This window comes from Halomonas shengliensis, assembly GCF_900104135.1.
Taxonomy (GTDB): Bacteria; Pseudomonadota; Gammaproteobacteria; order Pseudomonadales; family Halomonadaceae; genus Halomonas; species Halomonas shengliensis.
The window spans coordinates 480786-498791 of record NZ_FNIV01000001.1; the positions used below are offsets into that span (position 1 = coordinate 480786).

The window sequence follows — 18006 nt, forward strand, 5'->3', positions numbered from 1 at the left end:
TCGCTGAGGCGCCGGCTCAGTCGCCCTGGGCGGCCTGGATGGCGGTCAGCGCGATGGTGTAGACGATGTCGTCGACCAGCGCGCCGCGGGAGAGGTCGTTCACCGGCTGTTTGAGGCCCTGCAGCATGGGGCCGACGCTGACCACGTGGGCGCTGCGCTGCACCGCCTTGTAGGTGGTGTTGCCGGTGTTGAGGTCGGGGAACACGAACACCGTGGCGCGGCCGGCCACCGGGGAGTCGGGCGCCTTCTGGCGGCCCACGCTCTCGATGGCGGCGGCGTCGTACTGCAGCGGCCCGTCGATGCACAGCTCCGGCGCGCGTTCGCGGGCCAGGCGCGTGGCCTGGCGCACCTTCTCGACGTCGGCGCCGGAGCCGGATTCGCCGGTGGAGTAGCTGATCATCGCCACCCGCGGCTCGATGCCGAAGGCCGCCGCCGAGCGGGCGCTCTGGATGGCGATCTCGGCCAGGGTCTCGGCGTCGGGGTCGGGGTTCACGGCGCAGTCGCCGTAGACCACCACCTGCTCGGGCAGCAGCATGAAGAAGATCGACGACACCTGGCGGTAGTCCGGCGAGGTCTTGATCAGCTGGAAGGCGGGCCGCACGGTGTTGGCGGTGGTGTGCACGGCGCCCGAGACCAGGCCGTCGACCTCGCCCTCGGCGAGCATCATGGTGCCCAGCACCACGTTGTCCTGCAGCTGGTCCTCGGCGGTGATCGCGTTCAGCTTGCCGCGCCGGCGCTCCACCATGGGTGCCACGTAGCGGCTGCGGATGCCTTCCGGGTCGAGGATCTCGAGTCCCTCCGGCAGCTCGATGCCGCGGCTTCTGGCCACCTCCTCGATCGCCTCGCGGCGGCCCAGCAGCACGCAGCGGGCGATGCCGCGGCGCTGGCAGATCGCCGCGGCTTCCACGGTACGTGGCTCATCGCCCTCCGGCAGCACGATGCGCCGCTCGGCCTGCTGGGCCAGGTGCACCAGCTGGTGGCGGAAGGCGGCGGGGGAGAGACGCCGCGGGTAGCCGCGGCTCAGGGTCTCCTTGAGCCACGGCAGGTCGAGGTGGCCGGCGACGAAGCGGGTCACCTGCTCGGCGCGCTCGGCGTCGTCGATGGGGATGTCGTTGGCCATGCGGTCGAGGCGCTTGGCGGTGACGAAGCTGTCCGACTCCACCGCCAGCACCGGCAGGCCGCTGCGCAGCGCCGGGCGGCAGATCTCCACCATCGCCTCGCCGGGCTGCTCGCCGTGGGTGAGCAGCACCCCGGCCAGGGGCACGCCGTTCATGGTGGCGAGCGCCGCGGCCAGCAGGATGTCGTCGCGATCGCCCGGCGAGACGATCAGCCGCCCCGGCTTGAACACGTGCAGCGCCCGGGAGGCGCTGCGCGCACACAGGCTGGTGCCCATCACCCGGCGGGTCGCGGCCTCGCCCTCATGCAGGAACTCGGCGCCCAGGGCGCGGGCCACGTCGAGCACCCGCGGGGCGGAGAGCGCGTCGTGCCAGGGCACCGCGCCGATCAGGCGGAACTGCTGGCCGTCCAGGGCCGGCAGGTAGCGGCGCAGGGTGTCGGCCAGGGCGCCGTTGGTGCTCGCCGCCAGCGCCGGCGCCGAGAGCGAGGCTGCCGCATCGCCCTCCGGCAGCGGGCGCACCCGCATCAGGATGCAGCCCAGGGTGCGCGTGGAGCGCACGCCGTCGAAGGGCTGGGCGTGCAGGTCGAGCTGCTCGGCCAGCTGGCGCGGGTCGTCGAGATTGCCGTCGGCCACCAGGATCACCCGGGCGTCCAGGGCGCGGGCCAGCTCGGCGTTGAGCTGGCCGGCGTAGCTGCTCTGGGGGCTCGCCACCAGCCCCTCCACCACGACCAGGTCGGGGCCGGCCTCGGGGTCGTCGCCCATCGCCTGGGCGTGACGCGCCACCGCTTCCTCCATCAGCTCGTCGACGCGGTCGTCGCGCAGCAGACGCTCCAGGCGCGCCTGGGGCAGCGGCTCGGGGGGCGTGAGCCCCAGGGTGGTGCGTGCCAGGGCGGTGGAGCGGTCCGGCCCCGGGCCGTTGAGCTCGTCCTGGCGGAAGGGGCGCAGGAAGCCTGCCTTCAGGCCCAAGGTGTCCAGGGCGCGGATCAGGCCCAGGCAGGCGGAGGTGAGGCCGACGCCGGTGCCGGTGGGCACCAGCAGCAGCGTACGCGGGTCGGGACGGCTCATGGCTGGCTCTCGTCGAGGAGTTGGCGGGTCTCGAAGGCGATGCGGCCCTCTTCGTCGGTGGGGATCACCCACAGCTCGGGGCCGCCCTGGTCGGTGTCGATGCGCCCCTCGTGGCCGCCTACCGTCGCGGCGTTGGCCGCGGCGGAAAGGCGCAGGCCGAAGTGGGGCAGCGCCTCCACCACCCGGGCGCGCACCGCCGCCGCATTCTCGCCGATGCCGCCGGTGAAGACGATGCCGTCGAGGCGCGGCAGGGCGCAGGAGAGGGCGGCCAGGGACTTGGCGATCCGGTAGCAGAACACCTCGATGGCCAGCTCGGCGCCGGCGTGGTGCTCGGCGGCGGCCTGCTCCAGCCGGCGCATGTCGTTGGAGAGCCCGGAGAGCCCCAGCAGACCGCTCTCCTTGTTGAGCAGGGTATCGATGCGCTCCAGCGACCAGCCCAGTTGGCGCCCCAGGTGGGCGTGCAGGCCGGGGTCGACGTCGCCGCTGCGGGTGCCCATCACCAGCCCCTCCAGCGGGGTCAGGCCCATGCTGGTGTCGAGGCTCTGGCCCTGCCACACCGCGCAGGTGGAGCAGCCGTTGCCGAGGTGGGCGATCAGCCAGCCGCCATGGGCCCGCGCGGAGAGGGTGTCGACCCGGGCGCTGACGTGGGCGTGGCTGCTGCCGTGGAAGCCGTAGCGACGGATGCCGTGGCGGGCGTAGAGGTGCTGGGGCAGGGCGTAGCGGTAAGCTCGGGGCGGCAGGGTCTGGTGGAAGGCGGTGTCGAACACCGCCACCTGGGGCCGCTCGGGAAACAGCGCCAGGGTGGCGTGGACCCCCACCAGGTTGGCCGGGTTGTGCAGCGGCGCCAGGGCGCCGGTGGCCTCGATGGCGCGCAGCACCGCGGCGTCGATGCGGGTGGCGCGGGTGAAACGCTCGCCGCCATGGACGATGCGGTGGCCCACCGCCACGGGATGCGCGCCATCGAGACCGTCGAGGATCGCCGCCATCGCCGCGGCGTGGTCGGCGCCGTGCAGCGGGCGGGCGAAGTGCTGGCCATCGCCGTCGATGCCCTTGAGGCGGGCATCGTCGCCGCCCAGGCGCTCGGCCAGGCCGGATTGCCGCGGGCTTGCCGGATCACCGGGCACCAGGGCGTACTTGATGGAGGAGGAGCCGCAGTTGATCACCAGGACGGGGTCGCGCATCGCGGGGCCTCGTGGACGAAATGGGACCTTAGGCTAACATGGAGGTCCGGCGCGGGGGATGACGACGGCTTGATGCGCGTCATGCCTCCGGCCGAAGCTCCCGCACTCCCTCGACCGCAAGGACGCGCATGACCCGACCCGCCCCCTTTCCCCGTCCGCTCGCCCTCGGCCTGATGGCCTGCCTGGCGACCCTGTTCGCCGCCAACCACGTCGCCGCCCGCGTCGCCTTCGACGACGGTGCCGGCCTGCTGCTGGCGATCCTGGTGCGCTCCGGCCTGGCCACCCTGGCGCTCGGCCTGCTGGTGCTCGTGCAGCGCAAGTCGCTGCGCCTGCCGTCCGGCAGCGGGCGCTGGCAGCTGGCGGTGGGGCTGCTGGTGACCCTGCAGAGCCTCTTCCTGTATTCGGCGGTGGCGCGCATCCCGGTGGTGGTGGCGCTGCTGCTGATGAACACCCTGCCGATCCAGCTGGCGCTGATCAGCTGGGCGATGGGCGGGCCGCGTCCCACGCCGCGGGCGGCGCTGATCATGGGGGTGATCCTGGTGGGGCTGGTAGTGGTGCTCGACCTGCCCGCCTGGCTCGCCGAGCCGGAGGCGCTGGGACCCGAGTGGTTCCTCGGCGTGGCGCTGGGGCTCGCCGCCGCCTTCGTGTTCGCCTGGGCGCTGTGGATCACCGAGCACCGCCTGGCCGAGGTGGGCAGCACCCTGCGCAGCCTCTTGACCATGCTCACCGTGCTGGTGGCCATGCTGGCCGCGGGAAGCGCCGGCCTGGTGCCCGGCGGCATGGCCCTGCCCGAAAGCACCGTGGGGCTCTGGGGGCTCGCCGCCCTGGGGCTCCTCTATGGCCTGGCCTTCTCGACGCTGTTCATCACGGTGCCGCGGCTCGACATGGCGCGCAACGCCCCGGCCATGAACATCGAGCCGGTGGCCGCGCTGGTGCTTGGCTACCTGGTGCTGGGTCAGGCGCTGACCCCGGTGCAGCTCCTCGGCGGCGGCATCGTGGTGGCAGGCGTCGTGGCGCTGGGGCTCTCGAGGCGGGCCTGAAGGCGGCGAAGAGGCTCAGCCGACGCCGGCGATCACCCGCAGCGCCGCGGGCTCGACGCGCAGCGTCATCTCGCGGTGGTGGCCCAGGGACTCGCCGTCGGCGGTCACCCGGTGCCCGTGGGACATGGCGATGTGGCACGTCGTTGGCTGGCGCACCAGCACGCTGTCGTCGTCCTCGGGCGTATGGCCGCGCAGGCGGGTGATCACGAAGGTCAGCAGCAGTCGCCACCAGGGGCGCGGACGCACCGCCACCAGGGTCAGGCGGCCATCCCGGGGCGAGGCGCCGGGCACCCGTGAGCCGCCGCCGAAGAAGGCCCCCGAGGCGATGGCCAGCGACAGCCAGCGCTCCTCGAGGGGCTCGTCGTCGGCCTCCAGGCGCGCGTGGAAGCCGCGCAGCAGGCCGAGGTGACGCAGCTGGGGCAGCACGGCGGCGTAGCTGAAGCGCCCCAGCCAGCGCTTGAGGCGTGGCGATGCCTGGGTGGCCGGCAGGGTGCCGAGGCCCACGTGCACCACGTTGAGGAACAGCCGATCATCGAGCCAGCCGACATCCAGCCGCGCCGTCGGCCCACGAGCCATCAGCGCGCAGAGGGCGTCGGGGTCCTCGGGCAGCGCCAGGTTGCGGGCGAAGTCGTTGGCGGTGCCGGAGGGGAGCACGCCGAGGATGGCGTCCCGTGCCAGGCAGACCCCGGCCACCCGGTTCACCGAACCGTCGCCGCCGGCCACCAGCACGGTGTCGCCGGGCGCAAGCTCCGCCTCCCACTTCTCGTCGGCGATATCGCGCACTTCCGGCGCCGCGATGCCGGCACGTGCCAGGCGGGGCCGCCAGAAGTCGGCGCCGCGGGCGCCGCCGCCGGCTCGGGTGTTGGCGATCAGCCAGTGACGCATGCGGGGTCCTCGGTGGCGTGGAGGCACCAGTATAGCCGGGCGGGAGAGGGTGGCGGGATGTCGCCGGGCGGCGACGGCGCGTAGCGCAAGGTTGCACATTTGTCCCTTGATCCTTGGTCGAATCGGGACCACACTTCGGGGTGTTACAGAACGGTGTTCACTAACGAGGAGGATGCCATGAAGACCCTGTCACTCGCCGCCATCACGACCGCCCTGTTCGCCGCCGGCATCACCGGCGCCCAGGCCCAGCAGCCCCCCTATCCCCAGGGCTATGTGGGCGGCGACGCCATGTTCTGGGAGCTCGACCACGACGGTCCCGCCGATAGTCGCGACGGCACCGGCCTGCGCGTGAACGGCGGGCTGAAGTTCAACGACTACTTCGCCGTGGAGGGCCACCTCGGCGGCGGCGGCTCCGACGGCGGCGTGGAGCTGGACTCCCTGGCCGGCCTCTATGCCAAGGGGATCCTGCCGATCTCCCGGGAGTTCCGCCTCTATGGCCTGGCCGGCATGACCGACGTCGACTTCGACGTGGACAGCGAATCCGGCTTCTCCTACGGCGCCGGCGCCGAGTTCGACGTGGCCCCCAACCTCTCGCTGGGCGCGGACTACATGCGCTACCTCGATGAGGACCAGTACGACTTCGACGCCGCCAGCGTCGGCGTGCGCTATCGCTTCTGACCCCGCCTCCCGAGGCCTGTGACCCGGCGCCCCGAGGCTCTTCGCCTCGGGGCGCCTTGCGTTGGTGCAGCCGTGCATCGTCATGGTGCAACCGCGGGGCGTCGCCGCGCGGTCCTCCGCGGCCTGCGTTGCCGATCCGCCCGCAACGGCAGGCTGGCACGCCCTGTGCGAGCTGGCATGTCCTGTGCATCAGCAGTGAGGGGCATGTGCCCCAGTCGACCGCCCGGGAGCTGTCATGACCGATCTACGCCCCACGCCGGATGCCGGCCGCGATGCGGCCCTGACGCCGCGACTGCTGTTCAGCGACCTGGACGGTTCGCTGCTCGATCACCACCGCTATGACTGGTCTCCCGCCCGGTCCTGGCTGGCGCGCCTGCGGCGGCTGGGGGTGCCGGTGATCCCGGTGACCAGCAAGACCCGCAGCGAAATCATGCCGCTGCGCCAGGCGATGGAGCTGACCGAAACCCCGTTCGTCGCCGAGAACGGCGCCGTGGTCGGCCTGCCACCGGCCTGGTGCCATGCGCGCATCGATCGCCCCGGCCCCGATGGCCTGGCGATCCGCACCCTGGGCATGGACATCGGCTTCATCCGCAAGCGCCTGGCGGTGTGGCAGGCGCGGCTGGGCGTGACCTTCACCCCCATCAGCGCGATGTCGCTGGACGAGCTGGTCGACTTCACCGGGCTCCCCGAGGCTGAGGCACGGCTGGCGCGGATGCGCGAGGGCAGCGAGCCGCTGGTGTGGGAGGACGACGAGGCCGCGCTCGAGGCGCTGCGCGCGGGGCTGGCCGGCGACGGCCTGCGGCTGGTACGCGGCGGCCGCTTCTGGCATGCCACCGGCGAGGCCCACAAGGGCAGCGCCGTGGCCTGGCTGGTGGAGCGCTTCCAGGCGTTGCGCGGCCGCCGTCCGCTGACCCTGGCGCTGGGCGACGGTCCCAACGACATCCCCATGCTCGAGGCGGTGGACCAGGCGGTGGTGATCCGCGGCTGCCATGGCCTGGTGGTCGAGCCCGACCAGCCGGCGCTCTACCGCAGCGCGGCGACCGGTCCCACCGGCTGGGCCGAGGGGGTGGCCCACTGGTGGGGGCGAGCCGAGCGCCGGCCAGTGCCGGCGGTGAGGCACGCCGGCGATGACGGGGCCAGGAGGGCGATGGCATGAGCGACTTCCACCAGAACGGCATCATCACCGACTTCCACAACCTGACCCGGCGGCCGCTGGAGGCCCTGGAGGCGGACCTGGTGGGCTTCTCGCGCCGCCGCCCGATGAGCCTGATCCTGCCCTCGCTCTATTCCGAGCTGGAGGGACCGGCACTGGAGCGCATCGTCACGGCGCTCGCCGAGGTGCCCTACCTCGCCGAGGTGGTGATCGGCCTGGACCGGGCCGACCGCGCGCAGTTCCTGCACGCGCGGGAGTTCTTCGCCCGCCTGCCCCAGCACCACCGCATCCTCTGGAACGACGGCCCGCGGCTGCGCGCCCTGGATGATGAACTGGACGCCCAGGGGCTCTCGCCCCGGCAGCCGGGCAAGGGGCGCAACGTCTGGTACTGCGCCGGCTTCGTCCAGGCCTCCGGGCGCGGCGCCGTGGTGGCGCTGCACGACTGCGACATCCTCACCTACGACCGCGGCCTGCTCGCGCGGCTCTTCTACCCGGTGGCCCATCCCCACTTCAACTACGAGTTCTGCAAGGGCTACTACCCGCGCATCGCCGAGGGGCGGCTCAACGGGCGGGTGGCGCGGCTGATGGTCACCCCGCTGCTGCGGGCGCTCAAGGCGATGCATGGCCCGCTGCCCTACCTGGAGTACCTGGACAGCTACCGCTACCCGCTCTCGGGGGAGTTCTCGATGCGCGCCGAGGTGCTCGACGGCATCCGCATCCCCGCCGACTGGGGCCTGGAGGTCGGCGTGCTCTCCGAGGTGCACCGCAACCACTCCACCAAGCGGCTCTGCCAGGTGGACCTGGCCGACGCCTACGACCACAAGCACCAGCCGGTCTCCGCCGACGACCCCTCGGGCGGGCTCAACCGCATGAGCCTGGACATCGCCAAGGCGCTCTACCGCAAGCTGGCGACCCAGGGGGTGACCTTCAGCGCCGAGGGCTTCCGCACCCTCAAGGCCACCTACTACCGCCTGGCCCTGGACCTGATCGAGGCCTACGACCACGACGCGCGGATGAATGGCCTCTCGCTGGATCGCCACGGCGAGGAGCGGGCGGTGGAGCTGTTCGCCGCCAACCTGCTGGAGGCCGGCAGCGCCTTCCTCGACAACCCCGGCGAGCGCCCCTTCATCCCCAGCTGGAACCGCGTGCGCTCGGCGATCCCCGACCTGCCGGAGCGGCTCCACGACGCCGTGGAGGCCGATAACCGCGGGGAGGTGTAGCCAACGCCCCCTCGAGCGATGCTGCTATCGCTCAGGGCTTCTGCACCAGCCACAGGCAGCGATAGGGCGCCAGGCTCTCCACCGGCGTCCAGGGGGCCTTCTCCAGCAGGTCGAACCACGCCCCCTGGCCGAGGGCCGGAAGCGTCAGCGGCTGGGGGGCGTCGGTGACGTTGTGGATCGCCAGCAGGCGGCGCCCGTCGGGCAGCGGGCCGCGCTCCAGTACCAGCAGCTCGGGCGGTGTCTCCAGCACCCGCTGGGGGGCGTCGGGATGGAAGCAGGGCTCGCGACGGCGCACCGCCAGCCGGCGGGTCAGCGCCTCGAACACCATCCGGGTCGGTGTGTCGGGGCTGTCCAGCAGCAGCTCCAGCTCGTCGCGGTGCCAGCGGCGCCGGTTGATGGAGCGCAGGCGTCCGCTGCGCTCCACCCCCTCCAGATCGTTGAGGGTTCCCGTCAGCACGTGGAGGTAGAGCGCAGGGATGCCCTGCAGGCCAAGCATCAGCTGCTGGCCGCACAGGAAGCGCTGCACCTGCCAGGGATCCGGCCCGCGCCGCGTCCCCTTCATGGCGTCGAACCAGGTGATGTTGATCTCGTAGGGGCTGTCGCTGCCGTCGTCGCGGGTGCGCATGCTGACGAAACCGCCGAAACGGTGCATCAGCTCCAGCAGCGCCTCGATCTCGTGCGGGGGGAGCCAGCCCTCCAGCGGGCGCACGCCGATGCCGTCGTGGCTGGCGGTGAAGTTGAGGAAGCTGCAGCCGGGCGGCAGGCTCGGCAGGCTCTTAAGCCAGGCCGCCAGGGTGCCCGCCTCGCCGCTGGTCAGGGTGTGCAGCAGCAGCGGCGGCAGCGGGAACTGGTAGACCAGGTGCGCCTCGTCGGGGGCCTGTTCGTCTGACAGGCGTTCCAGGCTCCCGTCTGCAAGACGTTCCAAACCAAAGTAGCTGAGGTTCTCGCGATGGGGCACGTTGGTCTCGGTGAGCAGCAGGGTGCCCGGCGCCACGTGGTCCACCACCGCGCGCAGCAGCCGCACCACCTCGTGGGTTTGGGGCAGGTGGATGCAGGGGGTGCCGACCACCTTCCACAGGTAGGCGATGGCGTCGAGCCGGATCACCCGGGCGCCCTGGCCGAGGTAGAAGAGCAGGATGCCGATGAACTCCAGCAGCACGTCGGGGTTGGCGAAGTCGAGGTCGATCTGGTCCTCGGAAAAGGTCGCCCAGAGGTGGCGGGTGCCCCGCCGCGTGGGCACCGCCACCAGCAGCGGCGAGCTGCGCGGCCTTACCACGGCCGAGAGGTCGGTCTCCGGGTCCATCTCGATGAAGTAGTCGCGCCCCGGCTGGCTGCCGGTCAGGTAGTCGACGAACCACAGCGACTCCCGGGAGACGTGGTTGAGCACCAGGTCGACCGCCAGGTCGTATCGCCCGGCCAAGGCGCGCACGTGGGGCCAGTCGCCGAGGTCGTCGGCGACCTCGCGGTAGTGGATCACCGAGAAGCCGTCGTCGCTGCTCCAGGGGAAGAAGGGCAGCAGGTGCACGCCACTGAAGGTATCGCCCAGCCGCGTGGCCAGGAAGTCGTCCAGCACCGCCAGGGGCGCGCGCTCCTCCTCCAGCAGGCTGTCGCCATAGCTGATCAGCCACTGGTCGCGCTCGCTCCAGAGTGGCGCATCGGGGGTGTCGGGGAAGGGCGGGGCCTGATGGGCCAGCAGGGTGAGCAGCCGGCGCAGCACCTCGTCGGCGCGCGGGCCGTAGAGGAAGGCCAGGTGCCCATGGGCGCGGCGGCGGAAGGCCTCGGCGTCAAGGGGCGTAGCGACGGAGGGGGTGAAGGTCGGCAGGTCGGGCATGGTCGGGGGCTCCGGGGAGTGTCGCCCAGACCATGCAGGGGATGTGCCAGGCAGGCGTCTGGCCGACTGCTCAGAACAGGCTCATGCGCTCCATCACCCCGTCGCGACGGATCAACCAGTGGTAGAGGGCGCCGGCGATATGCAGGGCCAGCAGGCCCAGGATCGCCAGGCCCAGCCAGCCGTGCCAGACGAAGAGGCGCTCCGAGAGCGCCTCGTTCACGGGCACGATACCCGGCAGGTGCCAGTTCAGGAACTGCACCGGGAAGTCGCCGCTGGCGGTAGCGGCCCAGCCCAGCAGCGGCTGGGCGAGCAGCGCCAGGTAGAGCAGGTGGTGCACCGCCGTGCTCAGGATCCGCTGGAAGGGGTGCAGCGGCGGGTCGTGGTCGGGCACCACATACAGGAACCGCACCACCAGGCGGACCGTCATCAGCGCGAGGATCGCCACCCCTAGCGACTTGTGGGCGGTGTAGAGCAGGTTGGTGCCGCCGCGGCCGAGGCGCTCCATGGCCCCCTCGAAGCCCAGCAGCCCCAGGGTGATGCCGCTGGCCAGGGAGAGCAGCACCACACCGGCCACCAGCCAGTGCAGCACGCGTTGCGGGTAGGCGTAGCGATCCGTCTCGGTCATGGGGGCTCCGGGCTGGGCTGAGGTCATGCCTTCAGCCTAGCCGATCCCGGTGTCCGCTGCGCCGTCACAGGGCGCAGTCCAGCCCCATCTGCCAGAAGTCGATCTCCAGGCGCGTGGCGTCGCGGAACACCGTGGCGAGCTCCTCGAAGCGGCGCGGCGTCACCTCCGCCAGGCGCGCGTCGAGCCAGGCCTCCTCGGCGCGTCGGGCGGCCTGGAACTCGTCGCTCTCGTACATGGCGATCCAGGCATCATAGGGGTTGGCGTCGCCGCGCAGCGTTCCGGCACGGCCGTTGATCCAGTCGGCGATCTCGCCGTAGCCCACCAGGCACGGGGCCAGGGCCACGTGCAGGTCGAGCAGGTCGCCGCGGTGGCCGGTGTCCAGCACGTAGCGGGTGTAGGCCATCGTCGCACGCGCCTCGGGCAGCCCGTCGAGCTCCTCCTCGCCGATGCCCCAGTCGCGGCAGAAGCCTACGTGCAGGCCGAGCTCCAGATCCAGGATCGCCTTGAGCCCCTCGTGGGCATGGCGCAGGTCGGCAAGCGACCGGCTCTTGTAGGCGGCCAGGGCATAGGCCCGGGCGAAGTGGACCAGGAAGAGGTAATCCTGCTTGAGGTAGTGGCGGAAGGCCTCCTGCTCGAGGGTGGCGTCGGCGAGCTGGCGCACGAAGTCATGCTCGAGGTAGGCGCGCCAGTCGTCGTGGCAGGCAGCGGTAAGGTCCTTGAAGCGATAGCCCATGGTCGTCTCCGGCATCGAGTGACGATCCGGGGTTCAGGCGAGGGAGGGAGTGGGGGCCGGGGGAGCGGCACTGCCGGGGAGACAGCCGAGGAGACCACCGCTTGATTCCTACGCCGGTACTAACCGGATCAGGTTCAACGGGATCGGCGCTTGGGTCTTCGGGAGACCCCTGCGCCATCTCAGCCGGATCTCACCGGCACCCCGTCAAGCGAGCCTTCACTCTATCAGCCCCGGTGACATTTGCCAGCCCGTCGCTCAGCGGTGGCGATAGAGCCAGCGAACATCCATGGCGAAGGAGACGGTGAGCCCCGCCAGGGCGGTGGCGGCGAGCCAGGTGGCGATCAGGCCGGTCGCGACCGGCAGCAGGGCAAGCATCAGCGCCGCCACCTGCCACACGCACACCGCCTTGCGCCGCCGGCTCTCGGGAATCGGGGCCGCGAGCCAGGACCAGCGCCAGCCTGCCACGACAAAGGCGTAGCGCATGGCGCCGATGGCCAGCATCCAGGGGCCGACGCGGTCGAGCAGCAACAGCGCCAGGCAGAGCACCAGGATGAAGGCGGCGTCGAGCTCCATGTCGAAGCGTGCCCCCAAGGCGCTGGCACTGCCGGTGCGCCGGGCCACCCAGCCGTCGACGCCGTCCAGCAGCAGGGCGATGAGCGCCACGCCGAAGAGCCAGCTCGCCTGGGCGGTCAACAGCCCCGGGTCGGCCAGGGTGCCGGTCAGCAGCGCCACCAGCACGCCGCGGGCCAGGGTGACCCGGTTGGCGGGGCCCAGGCCGTTACCGGATCTGGGCGCGTCCCCGGGTGAGCGTCGCAGCCCGCCCCAGAGTAGCGTCGCCATGCCCAGGTAGGCGACCAGGGCCAGGGCCACCACGCCCCCGTTGGCGTCGAGCAGGCTCCACGCCGCCACTGTCAGCCCCAGCAGCGCGAGGCCGCCGGCGACCAGCTCCAGTAGGACGCGCCACCCGACGCACCTGGCGTCGGCGATGGGGGGGAGGGACGTGGGCTCGGGTGGAGGCATGGGACTCCAGTGACTAGCCGCTATGCTGATTCATGGGGCCGACACACGTTCAGCCTAACAGGCGTCGGGCGATGGTGTCGCAATGATTATGCAATTCGTGATACTTGTACCATTATTGTAGAAGTTTATTCCCTGCCGGAGATCCCATGGCCGATCACACCGCCACCGCCTTCTGGACCCTGGCCCCGGGCCACGGCGAGCTGCGCCAGGAGCCGCTGCCGATCCCCGGCGAGGGGCAGGTGCGGGTGCGTGCGCGCTACGGCGCCGTCAGCCGCGGCACCGAGGCGCTGGTGTTCCAGGGGCGGGTGCCCGAGAGCGAGTGGCGGCGCATGCGTGCCCCCTTTCAGGCGGGCGACTTCCCCTGGCCGGTGAAGTACGGCTATGTCAGCGTGGGCGTGGTCGAGGCCGGCCCCGAGGCCCTCGTGGGGCGCGAGGTGTTCTGTCTCCACCCCCACCAGGACCGCTACGTGGTCCCCGCCGCGGCGGTCACGCCCCTGCCGGCGGGCCTGCCCGCCGCCCGGGCGGTGCTCGCCGCCAACCTGGAGACCGCCATCAATGGCTGCTGGGATGCCGAGCCCCGCGTCGGCGACCGCATCGCGGTGATCGGCGCCGGCGTGGTGGGTGCCCTGGTGGCCTGGCTCTGCGCGGCGATCCCCGGCACCCGGGTCCGGTTGGTGGACGTCGCCCCGGGGCGCGCCGAGCTCGCCCGGGCACTGGGCGTAGGGTTCTGCCTGGCCGATGAGGCCCCGGGCGACAACGACCTGGTGGTCCACGCCAGCGGCAATCCCGCGGGGCTGCGCCAGGCGCTGGCCCTGGCCGGCGACGAGGCGCGGCTGGTGGAGATGAGCTGGTACGGCGATCGCGAGGCGAGCCTGCCGCTGGGCGAGGCCTTCCACTCCCGGCGGCTGCGCCTGGTCGGCAGCCAGGTGGGGCGACTGCCCGCCGAGCGCACCCCGCGCTGGGACCACCGCCGTCGCTTGGCGCTGGCCCTCGAGCTGCTCGGCGACCCCCGCCTCGACGCCCTGATCAGCGGCGAGAGCGACTTCCATGAGCTGCCCGTCCTGATGCCGCGCCTCGCCGCCGGGGCCGGCGAGGTGCTCTGCCACCGCCTGCGCTATCCCGACCCCGCCTGACCACACACACCCGTGACCCCAGGTCCCACCGGAGCCCAGCCCCATGTATCGACTCAGCGTTCGCGACCACTTCATGATCGCCCACAGCTTCAGCGGCGAGCTGTTCGGGCCCGCCCAGCGTACCCACGGCGCCACCTACGTGGTGGACGTCAGCTTCGCGCGCCGCGAGCTCGACGATCACGACCTGGTGGTCGACATCGGCCTGGCGAGCGAGGCCCTCAAGGCGGTGCTCGGCGAGTTCAACTTCGAAAACCTCGACGAGCTGTCGGAGTTCCAGGGGCGCAACACCACCACCGAGTTCATGGCGCGGGTGATCTTCGAGCGCCTGGCCACGGCGATCCAGCTCGGCCGGCTGGGGGAGGGCGCCACGGGTCTCGAGGCGATGACCGTCACCCTGCATGAGTCCCACATCGCCTGGGCCAGCTACGAAGGTACCCTGTGATGGCGGACGCGCTCACCCTGATCGTGGCCGGCGACCCCGGACAGCTCACCGGCGGCTACGTCTATGACGCGCGCATCGTCGAGGCATTGCGCGACCGGGGACGCGACGTCGCGGTGGTGGGGCTCGAGGGGCGCTTCCCCGAGCCCGACGCGCGCGCCCGGGCGAGCATGGCCGAGACGCTCGCCGCGCTGCCCGACGGCGCTCGGGTGGTGATCGATGGCCTGGCCATGGGCGGCTTGCCCGAGGTGATCGCCCCCCATGCCGACCGCCTGGCGATCGTCGCCCTGGTCCACCATCCGCTGGCCGATGAGAGCGGCCTGCCCGCGGCGACCCGCCATCGCCTCCTCGACAGCGAGTCCCGGGCGCTGGCCCAGGCGCGCCGGGTGATCGTCACCAGCGCCTTCACCGCCCGCGGCCTCGGGCGCCTCGGCGTGGCCCCGGAGCGAGTGCACGTGGTGGAGCCCGGGGTCGACCCCGCGCCCCTGGCGGCCAGCGCCCTGGATCTGGAGACCCCCACCCCATGGCGCCTGCTCTGCGTGGCGACCCTGATCCCGCGCAAGGGCCACGAGGTGCTGCTCGAGGCGCTGGCCGGCCTGTCACGCCGCGACTGGCGCCTGGAGGTGGTCGGTAGCCACCGGCGCAACCCCGAGCACGCCGCGCGGCTGGTCGCGACGGCGGAGCGCCACGGCCTCGCCGACCAGATCACCTGGGCCGGTGAGTGCGACTCCGCCGGCCTGGCCGCGGCCTACCATCGCGCCGAGCTCTTCGTGCTGCCCTCGCGCTACGAGGGTTACGGCATGGTGGTCACCGAGGCGCTGGCCCGAGGCCTGCCGGTACTCACCACCACCGGCGGCGCGCTGGCCGACACCCTGCCGCCGGACGCCGGGCTGGCCGTGCCTCCCGGCGATGCGGATGCCCTCGCCGCGGCGCTGTCCGCCTGGCTGGATGACGCCACGCTGCGCCGGCGGCTGCGTCACGGCGCTCGGCAGGCGCGTCGCGGACTGGCCGACTGGCACCAGGCCGGCGACCGCTTCCTGGCCGCCCTGGAGGGGCCAGCCACCCACTCCCGTGATACCCAGGGCGGTGACACCCGCCCCGACGAGGAGAGCGCGCCATGAACGCCCCCGAAGCGGTCCTGTCGACTGCCGCCCCGCCCGCCGCCGCGCCCCGTGAGCGATTCGCCGCCGACTGGCTCGCCAGCCGTGAGGCCCTGGACGCGCGCGCGCGCAGCCACTGCCTGACCGGGCTGGCCGCCGGCTGGCTCGCCGGGCGTGTGGCACTGCACAGAGGCCCCGTTGGCATCGTCGACCTGGGCAGCGGCAGCGGCAGCAACCTGCGCTTCCTGGCGTCGCGACTGCCGGGTCCCCAGCGCTGGCGGCTGGTCGATCACGACCCGGCGCTGCTGGCGCTGGCGCGGCGCCAGGCGGCGACCCTGCGCGACCCCACAGGGGCGCGGCCCCGGGTCGCGACTCACCACCGCGACCTCGCCCCGGTGGATGATGACCTGCTGGCGGGCGCCGACCTGGTGGTGGCCTTGGCGCTGTTCGACCTGGTCACCCGCGACTGGGCCGAGGCGCTGGTGTCGGCCGCGGTGGCCCGCCACCAGGCGCTGCTGTTCAGCCTCAGTGTGGACGGTGACTGGGCCTTCCTGGGGGCGGCGGGCGAGCGTCGCGAGGACGACGAGGACCTGGCGGTGCGCGCGCTCTTCCAGTCCCACCAGCGCCTCGACAAGGGGCTCGGCCCGGCGCTGGGCGGTGACGCTCCCGCGGTGCTGGCCGCGGCCATGGCCGCGGCGGGATATCGCGTGGAGAGCGCGTCAACCCCCTGGCATGTGGCCGCCGGCGACCGCGAATGGCTACCGCTGGCCGAGCGGCTGGTGCACGGCTGGCATGACGCCGCCGTCGAGCAGGCCCCCGAGGAGGGCAGGCGGCTCGCGCACTGGCGGGAACGCCGCCTGGCCGGCCTCGCCGCCGGTGAGCTGGGCCTCACGGTGGGTCATCGCGACCTGCTGGCCCTGCCGCCGCTGCCGACCGGAGGTGCCTGAGGGTGGCCCGCCTGCGTCACGTGCCGGGTCGCCTGCTGCGGCCGCTGGCGGGGTTGGGGCTGCTCCTCGGGCTCGTCGCCTGGCTCGAGCCGGCGGCGCTGCTCGCCGAGGTGCAGCGGCTCTCCCCGGGCTGGGCCCTGCTCGCCCTCGCCCTGACCCTGCCGCCGCTGGCGCTCAGCGCCTGGCGCTGGCGCCTCACCGCCCGCCTGCTGGGGCTCTCCCTGGGCCTGCGCCGGGCGCTGGCCGAGTACGCCCTGGCGCTGTTCCTCAACCAGGTGCTGCCGGGCGGGGTCGCGGGGGATGCCACCCGGGCCTGGCGTCACGCCCGCGCCAGCGGTCGTCGCGGCGGTGCCTGGCGGGCGGTGATCATCGAACGCGCCTCCGGCCAGCTGGCCATGGCGCTGTTGTGCGTCGCGGTGCTGGCCGCCTCGCCGCTCTGGCATGAGCTGATGGCGCGCGCCGCCGCCGGGGTGGCCCCCTGGGGGGCGCTGCCGGTCGCGGCAGGCGCCATATTGCTGCTGGTGGCGCTGAGCTGGCGGCTCGCCCGGCGCCCGCCGGCGGCGCTGGTGGGCCTCGGCGGCGACCTCAAGCGCAGCCTGCTGACCGCCTCGGTGTGGCCGAAGCAGCTCGGCGGGTCGCTGTTGGTGGTGGCGAGCTACGCCCTGGTGTTCGTGTGTGCCGCCCGGGCGATCGGCGTCGGTCTGCCGCTGGCCACCCTGCTGGCGCTGGTGCCGCCGGTGCTGCTGGCGATGCTGATCCCGCTCTCGGTCGCCGGCTGGGGCGTGCGCGAGGGCGCCGCGGCCCTGGTCTGGGGGCTGGCCGGCCTGCCGCCGGCCCAGGGCGTGGCGGTCTCCCTGGCCTACGGGGTCGTGGTGCTGGTGGCGAGCCTGCCCGGGGCCCTGGTGCTGCTGCATCGCCTGGTCGGCGACGCACAGGGACGCGTCGGTGGCGTATCCGGTGGCTCAGGCGGTGGGGGCCTCGAGGTCGAGGTCGAAGAGGGTGTCGTCGCCGCAGCGGAAGCTGCGGCAGGCAGGGCGGCGCGCCTCGGCGAGGGTGGCGATGGGCGTCATGGCGAGTCCCGGCCGGCCCGAGCCGATCAGCAGCGGCGCCATCAGCAGGTGAAGTCGATGCAGCACGCCGGCCTCCAGGAAGCGCGACACCGTGACGCCGCCACCCTCGATCAGCACCCGCCGAAGCCCCCGGGTGGCCAGCGCCTCCAGCAGCGCCGCCGGGGCGAAGCCGCCGTCGACCAGCGGCAGCGCCAGGCGTGTCACGTGACCCCCTGCCGCGCCGGCGGGGCGCGCTCCCTCGCCATGCAGGTGCAGGGTGGGCGCCGCCGGGTCCCGCAGCACCCGACGCCCCGGCGCCACCCGGCCGCGGGGATCCAGCAGCACCCGCACCGGCTGCGGGCCGCTGGCATGGCGCACCGTGAGCTGGGGGTCGTCGGCCTCGACGGTGCCGGCGCCCACCACCACGGCATCCATCAGGGCACGCAGGCGGTGCAGGTGCACCAGGCTCTGCGGCCCGTTGACGTAGTGGGAGTGGCCGCTCTCGGTGGCGATGCGCCCGTCGAGGCTCTGGCCGAGCTGGGCAATGGCCAGCCGGCCGGGGCGGGTCGCGAGCGGGGTGAGGCACTCCAGCAGCTCGCGGGCCTCGGTGGAGACGGGGCGCTCGGCCTGCCAGCCGCTCGGGGCCAGGCGCAGGCCGGCCACCGGCGCGCCATCGCCGCCGGGGTGGGCGGCCTGCAGCAGGGCCTGCCAGGCCTCGTCGAGGGAGAGCAGCGCGTCGCGGGCGTCCATGGCGCCTCCTGTCGGCGGATCGACCCCCATCATGCGCACG

16 protein-coding genes, 1 pseudogene and 1 riboswitch are annotated in these 18006 nt (G+C 73.0%); of the genes and pseudogenes, 9 read left to right on the forward strand and 8 right to left on the reverse strand.

Annotated features, from left to right (window positions below; translation table 11 throughout):
• Nucleotides 1–16: 16 nt before the first annotated feature.
• On the reverse strand, nt 17–2182 hold the full coding sequence (pta, locus tag BLP95_RS02205) for a phosphate acetyltransferase (protein ID WP_089676695.1): 2166 nt from the start codon (nt 2180–2182) through the stop codon (nt 17–19).
• Nucleotides 2179–3363, reverse strand: coding sequence for an acetate/propionate family kinase (locus BLP95_RS02210; protein WP_089676697.1), 1185 nt, complete (start codon nt 3361–3363; stop codon nt 2179–2181). Before BLP95_RS02210 ends, pta begins: the two co-directional genes overlap by 4 nt.
• Before the next feature lie 128 nt (nt 3364–3491).
• On the opposite strand from BLP95_RS02210, the gene BLP95_RS02215 reads away from it, so the two are divergent.
• Entirely contained in the window at nt 3492–4403 is a 912-nt protein-coding gene (locus BLP95_RS02215) for a DMT family transporter (RefSeq protein WP_089676698.1), read from the forward strand.
• 15 nt (nt 4404–4418) lie between these two features.
• Here BLP95_RS02215 and BLP95_RS02220 read toward each other — a convergent pair whose 3' ends face one another.
• Nucleotides 4419–5288: a diacylglycerol/lipid kinase family protein gene (locus BLP95_RS02220; RefSeq protein WP_176760211.1), complete on the reverse strand. Its 870-nt coding sequence runs from the start codon at nt 5286–5288 to the stop codon at nt 4419–4421.
• Nucleotides 5289–5465: 177 nt separating this feature from the next.
• On the opposite strand from BLP95_RS02220, the gene BLP95_RS02225 reads away from it, so the two are divergent.
• The 3 genes from BLP95_RS02225 to BLP95_RS02235 all read left to right on the forward strand — a co-directional run bounded on the left by BLP95_RS02225 (nt 5466) and on the right by BLP95_RS02235 (nt 8339).
• Nucleotides 5466–5966 carry a porin family protein gene (locus BLP95_RS02225; RefSeq protein WP_089676702.1) on the forward strand — a complete coding sequence of 167 codons (501 nt, stop codon included), beginning with the start codon at nt 5466–5468 and terminating at the stop codon, nt 5964–5966.
• Between the two features lie 235 nt (nt 5967–6201).
• Nucleotides 6202–7122, forward strand: coding sequence for an HAD-IIB family hydrolase (locus BLP95_RS02230; protein WP_089676704.1), 921 nt, complete (start codon nt 6202–6204; stop codon nt 7120–7122).
• Nucleotides 7119–8339, forward strand: coding sequence for a glycosyltransferase family protein (locus BLP95_RS02235; RefSeq protein WP_089676706.1), 1221 nt, complete (start codon nt 7119–7121; stop codon nt 8337–8339). The genes BLP95_RS02230 and BLP95_RS02235 overlap by 4 nt, the downstream gene beginning before the upstream one ends.
• A gap of 31 nt (nt 8340–8370) precedes the next feature.
• On the opposite strand, the gene BLP95_RS02240 is transcribed toward BLP95_RS02235, so the two are convergent.
• The 4 genes from BLP95_RS02240 to BLP95_RS02255 all read right to left on the reverse strand — a co-directional run bounded on the left by BLP95_RS02240 (nt 8371) and on the right by BLP95_RS02255 (nt 12548).
• Nucleotides 8371–10170, reverse strand: a complete 1800-nt coding sequence (locus BLP95_RS02240; RefSeq protein ID WP_089676708.1) for a sugar phosphorylase — start codon at nt 10168–10170, stop codon at nt 8371–8373.
• Nucleotides 10171–10240: 70 nt separating this feature from the next.
• The gene (locus BLP95_RS02245; protein ID WP_089676710.1) at nt 10241–10795 is read right to left on the reverse strand and encodes a cytochrome b; all 555 of its coding nucleotides are present in this window, start codon (nt 10793–10795) and stop codon (nt 10241–10243) included.
• Nucleotides 10796–10859: 64 nt separating this feature from the next.
• A complete protein-coding gene (gene tenA / locus BLP95_RS02250; protein WP_089676712.1) occupies nt 10860–11528 on the reverse strand; it encodes a thiaminase II in 669 nt (222 codons plus the stop codon).
• Between the two features lie 88 nt (nt 11529–11616).
• Nucleotides 11617–11742, reverse strand: a riboswitch (TPP riboswitch).
• Nucleotides 11743–11783: 41 nt separating this feature from the next.
• Complete coding sequence (locus tag BLP95_RS02255) at nt 11784–12548, reverse strand: CDP-alcohol phosphatidyltransferase family protein (protein WP_089676714.1); 765 nt, start codon at nt 12546–12548, stop codon at nt 11784–11786.
• 146 nt (nt 12549–12694) lie between these two features.
• Here BLP95_RS02255 and BLP95_RS02260 point away from each other — a divergent pair, with 146 nt between their 5' ends.
• The 5 genes and pseudogenes from BLP95_RS02260 to BLP95_RS17035 all read left to right on the forward strand — a co-directional run.
• Complete coding sequence (locus BLP95_RS02260) at nt 12695–13681, forward strand: zinc-dependent alcohol dehydrogenase (protein ID WP_089676716.1); 987 nt, start codon at nt 12695–12697, stop codon at nt 13679–13681.
• A 43-nt stretch (nt 13682–13724) separates the two neighbouring features.
• Nucleotides 13725–14123 carry a 6-pyruvoyl trahydropterin synthase family protein gene (locus BLP95_RS02265; protein ID WP_089676718.1) on the forward strand — a complete coding sequence of 133 codons (399 nt, stop codon included), beginning with the start codon at nt 13725–13727 and terminating at the stop codon, nt 14121–14123.
• On the forward strand, nt 14123–15241 hold the full coding sequence (locus tag BLP95_RS02270) for a glycosyltransferase family 4 protein (protein ID WP_089676720.1): 1119 nt from the start codon (nt 14123–14125) through the stop codon (nt 15239–15241). The genes BLP95_RS02265 and BLP95_RS02270 overlap by 1 nt, the downstream gene beginning before the upstream one ends.
• Entirely contained in the window at nt 15238–16167 is a 930-nt protein-coding gene (locus BLP95_RS02275) for a class I SAM-dependent methyltransferase (protein ID WP_089676722.1), read from the forward strand. The genes BLP95_RS02270 and BLP95_RS02275 overlap by 4 nt, the downstream gene beginning before the upstream one ends.
• Nucleotides 16168–16187: 20 nt before the next feature.
• Nucleotides 16188–17048 (forward strand): annotated as a pseudogene (locus BLP95_RS17035) (lysylphosphatidylglycerol synthase transmembrane domain-containing protein); the annotation flags it as partial.
• Between the two features lie 81 nt (nt 17049–17129).
• Here BLP95_RS17035 and BLP95_RS02285 read toward each other — a convergent pair.
• Nucleotides 17130–17999, reverse strand: coding sequence for a RibD family protein (locus BLP95_RS02285; protein ID WP_342670378.1), 870 nt, complete (start codon nt 17997–17999; stop codon nt 17130–17132).
• Between the last annotated feature and the right edge of the window lie 7 nt (nt 18000–18006).

Coding starts and splice junctions, on each gene's coding strand:
- pta (WP_089676695.1), bottom strand. CDS start 2,182: ATGAGCCGTCCCGACCCGCGTACGCTGCTGCTGGTGCCCACCGGCACC.
- BLP95_RS02210 (WP_089676697.1), bottom strand. CDS start 3,363: ATGCGCGACCCCGTCCTGGTGATCAACTGCGGCTCCTCCTCCATCAAG.
- BLP95_RS02215 (WP_089676698.1), top strand. CDS start 3,492: ATGACCCGACCCGCCCCCTTTCCCCGTCCGCTCGCCCTCGGCCTGATG.
- BLP95_RS02220 (WP_176760211.1), bottom strand. CDS start 5,288: ATGCGTCACTGGCTGATCGCCAACACCCGAGCCGGCGGCGGCGCCCGC.
- BLP95_RS02225 (WP_089676702.1), top strand. CDS start 5,466: ATGAAGACCCTGTCACTCGCCGCCATCACGACCGCCCTGTTCGCCGCC.
- BLP95_RS02230 (WP_089676704.1), top strand. CDS start 6,202: ATGACCGATCTACGCCCCACGCCGGATGCCGGCCGCGATGCGGCCCTG.
- BLP95_RS02235 (WP_089676706.1), top strand. CDS start 7,119: ATGAGCGACTTCCACCAGAACGGCATCATCACCGACTTCCACAACCTG.
- BLP95_RS02240 (WP_089676708.1), bottom strand. CDS start 10,170: ATGCCCGACCTGCCGACCTTCACCCCCTCCGTCGCTACGCCCCTTGAC.
- BLP95_RS02245 (WP_089676710.1), bottom strand. CDS start 10,795: ATGACCGAGACGGATCGCTACGCCTACCCGCAACGCGTGCTGCACTGG.
- tenA (WP_089676712.1), bottom strand. CDS start 11,528: ATGGGCTATCGCTTCAAGGACCTTACCGCTGCCTGCCACGACGACTGG.
- BLP95_RS02255 (WP_089676714.1), bottom strand. CDS start 12,548: ATGCCTCCACCCGAGCCCACGTCCCTCCCCCCCATCGCCGACGCCAGG.
- BLP95_RS02260 (WP_089676716.1), top strand. CDS start 12,695: ATGGCCGATCACACCGCCACCGCCTTCTGGACCCTGGCCCCGGGCCAC.
- BLP95_RS02265 (WP_089676718.1), top strand. CDS start 13,725: ATGTATCGACTCAGCGTTCGCGACCACTTCATGATCGCCCACAGCTTC.
- BLP95_RS02270 (WP_089676720.1), top strand. CDS start 14,123: ATGGCGGACGCGCTCACCCTGATCGTGGCCGGCGACCCCGGACAGCTC.
- BLP95_RS02275 (WP_089676722.1), top strand. CDS start 15,238: ATGAACGCCCCCGAAGCGGTCCTGTCGACTGCCGCCCCGCCCGCCGCC.
- BLP95_RS02285 (WP_342670378.1), bottom strand. CDS start 17,999: ATGATGGGGGTCGATCCGCCGACAGGAGGCGCCATGGACGCCCGCGAC.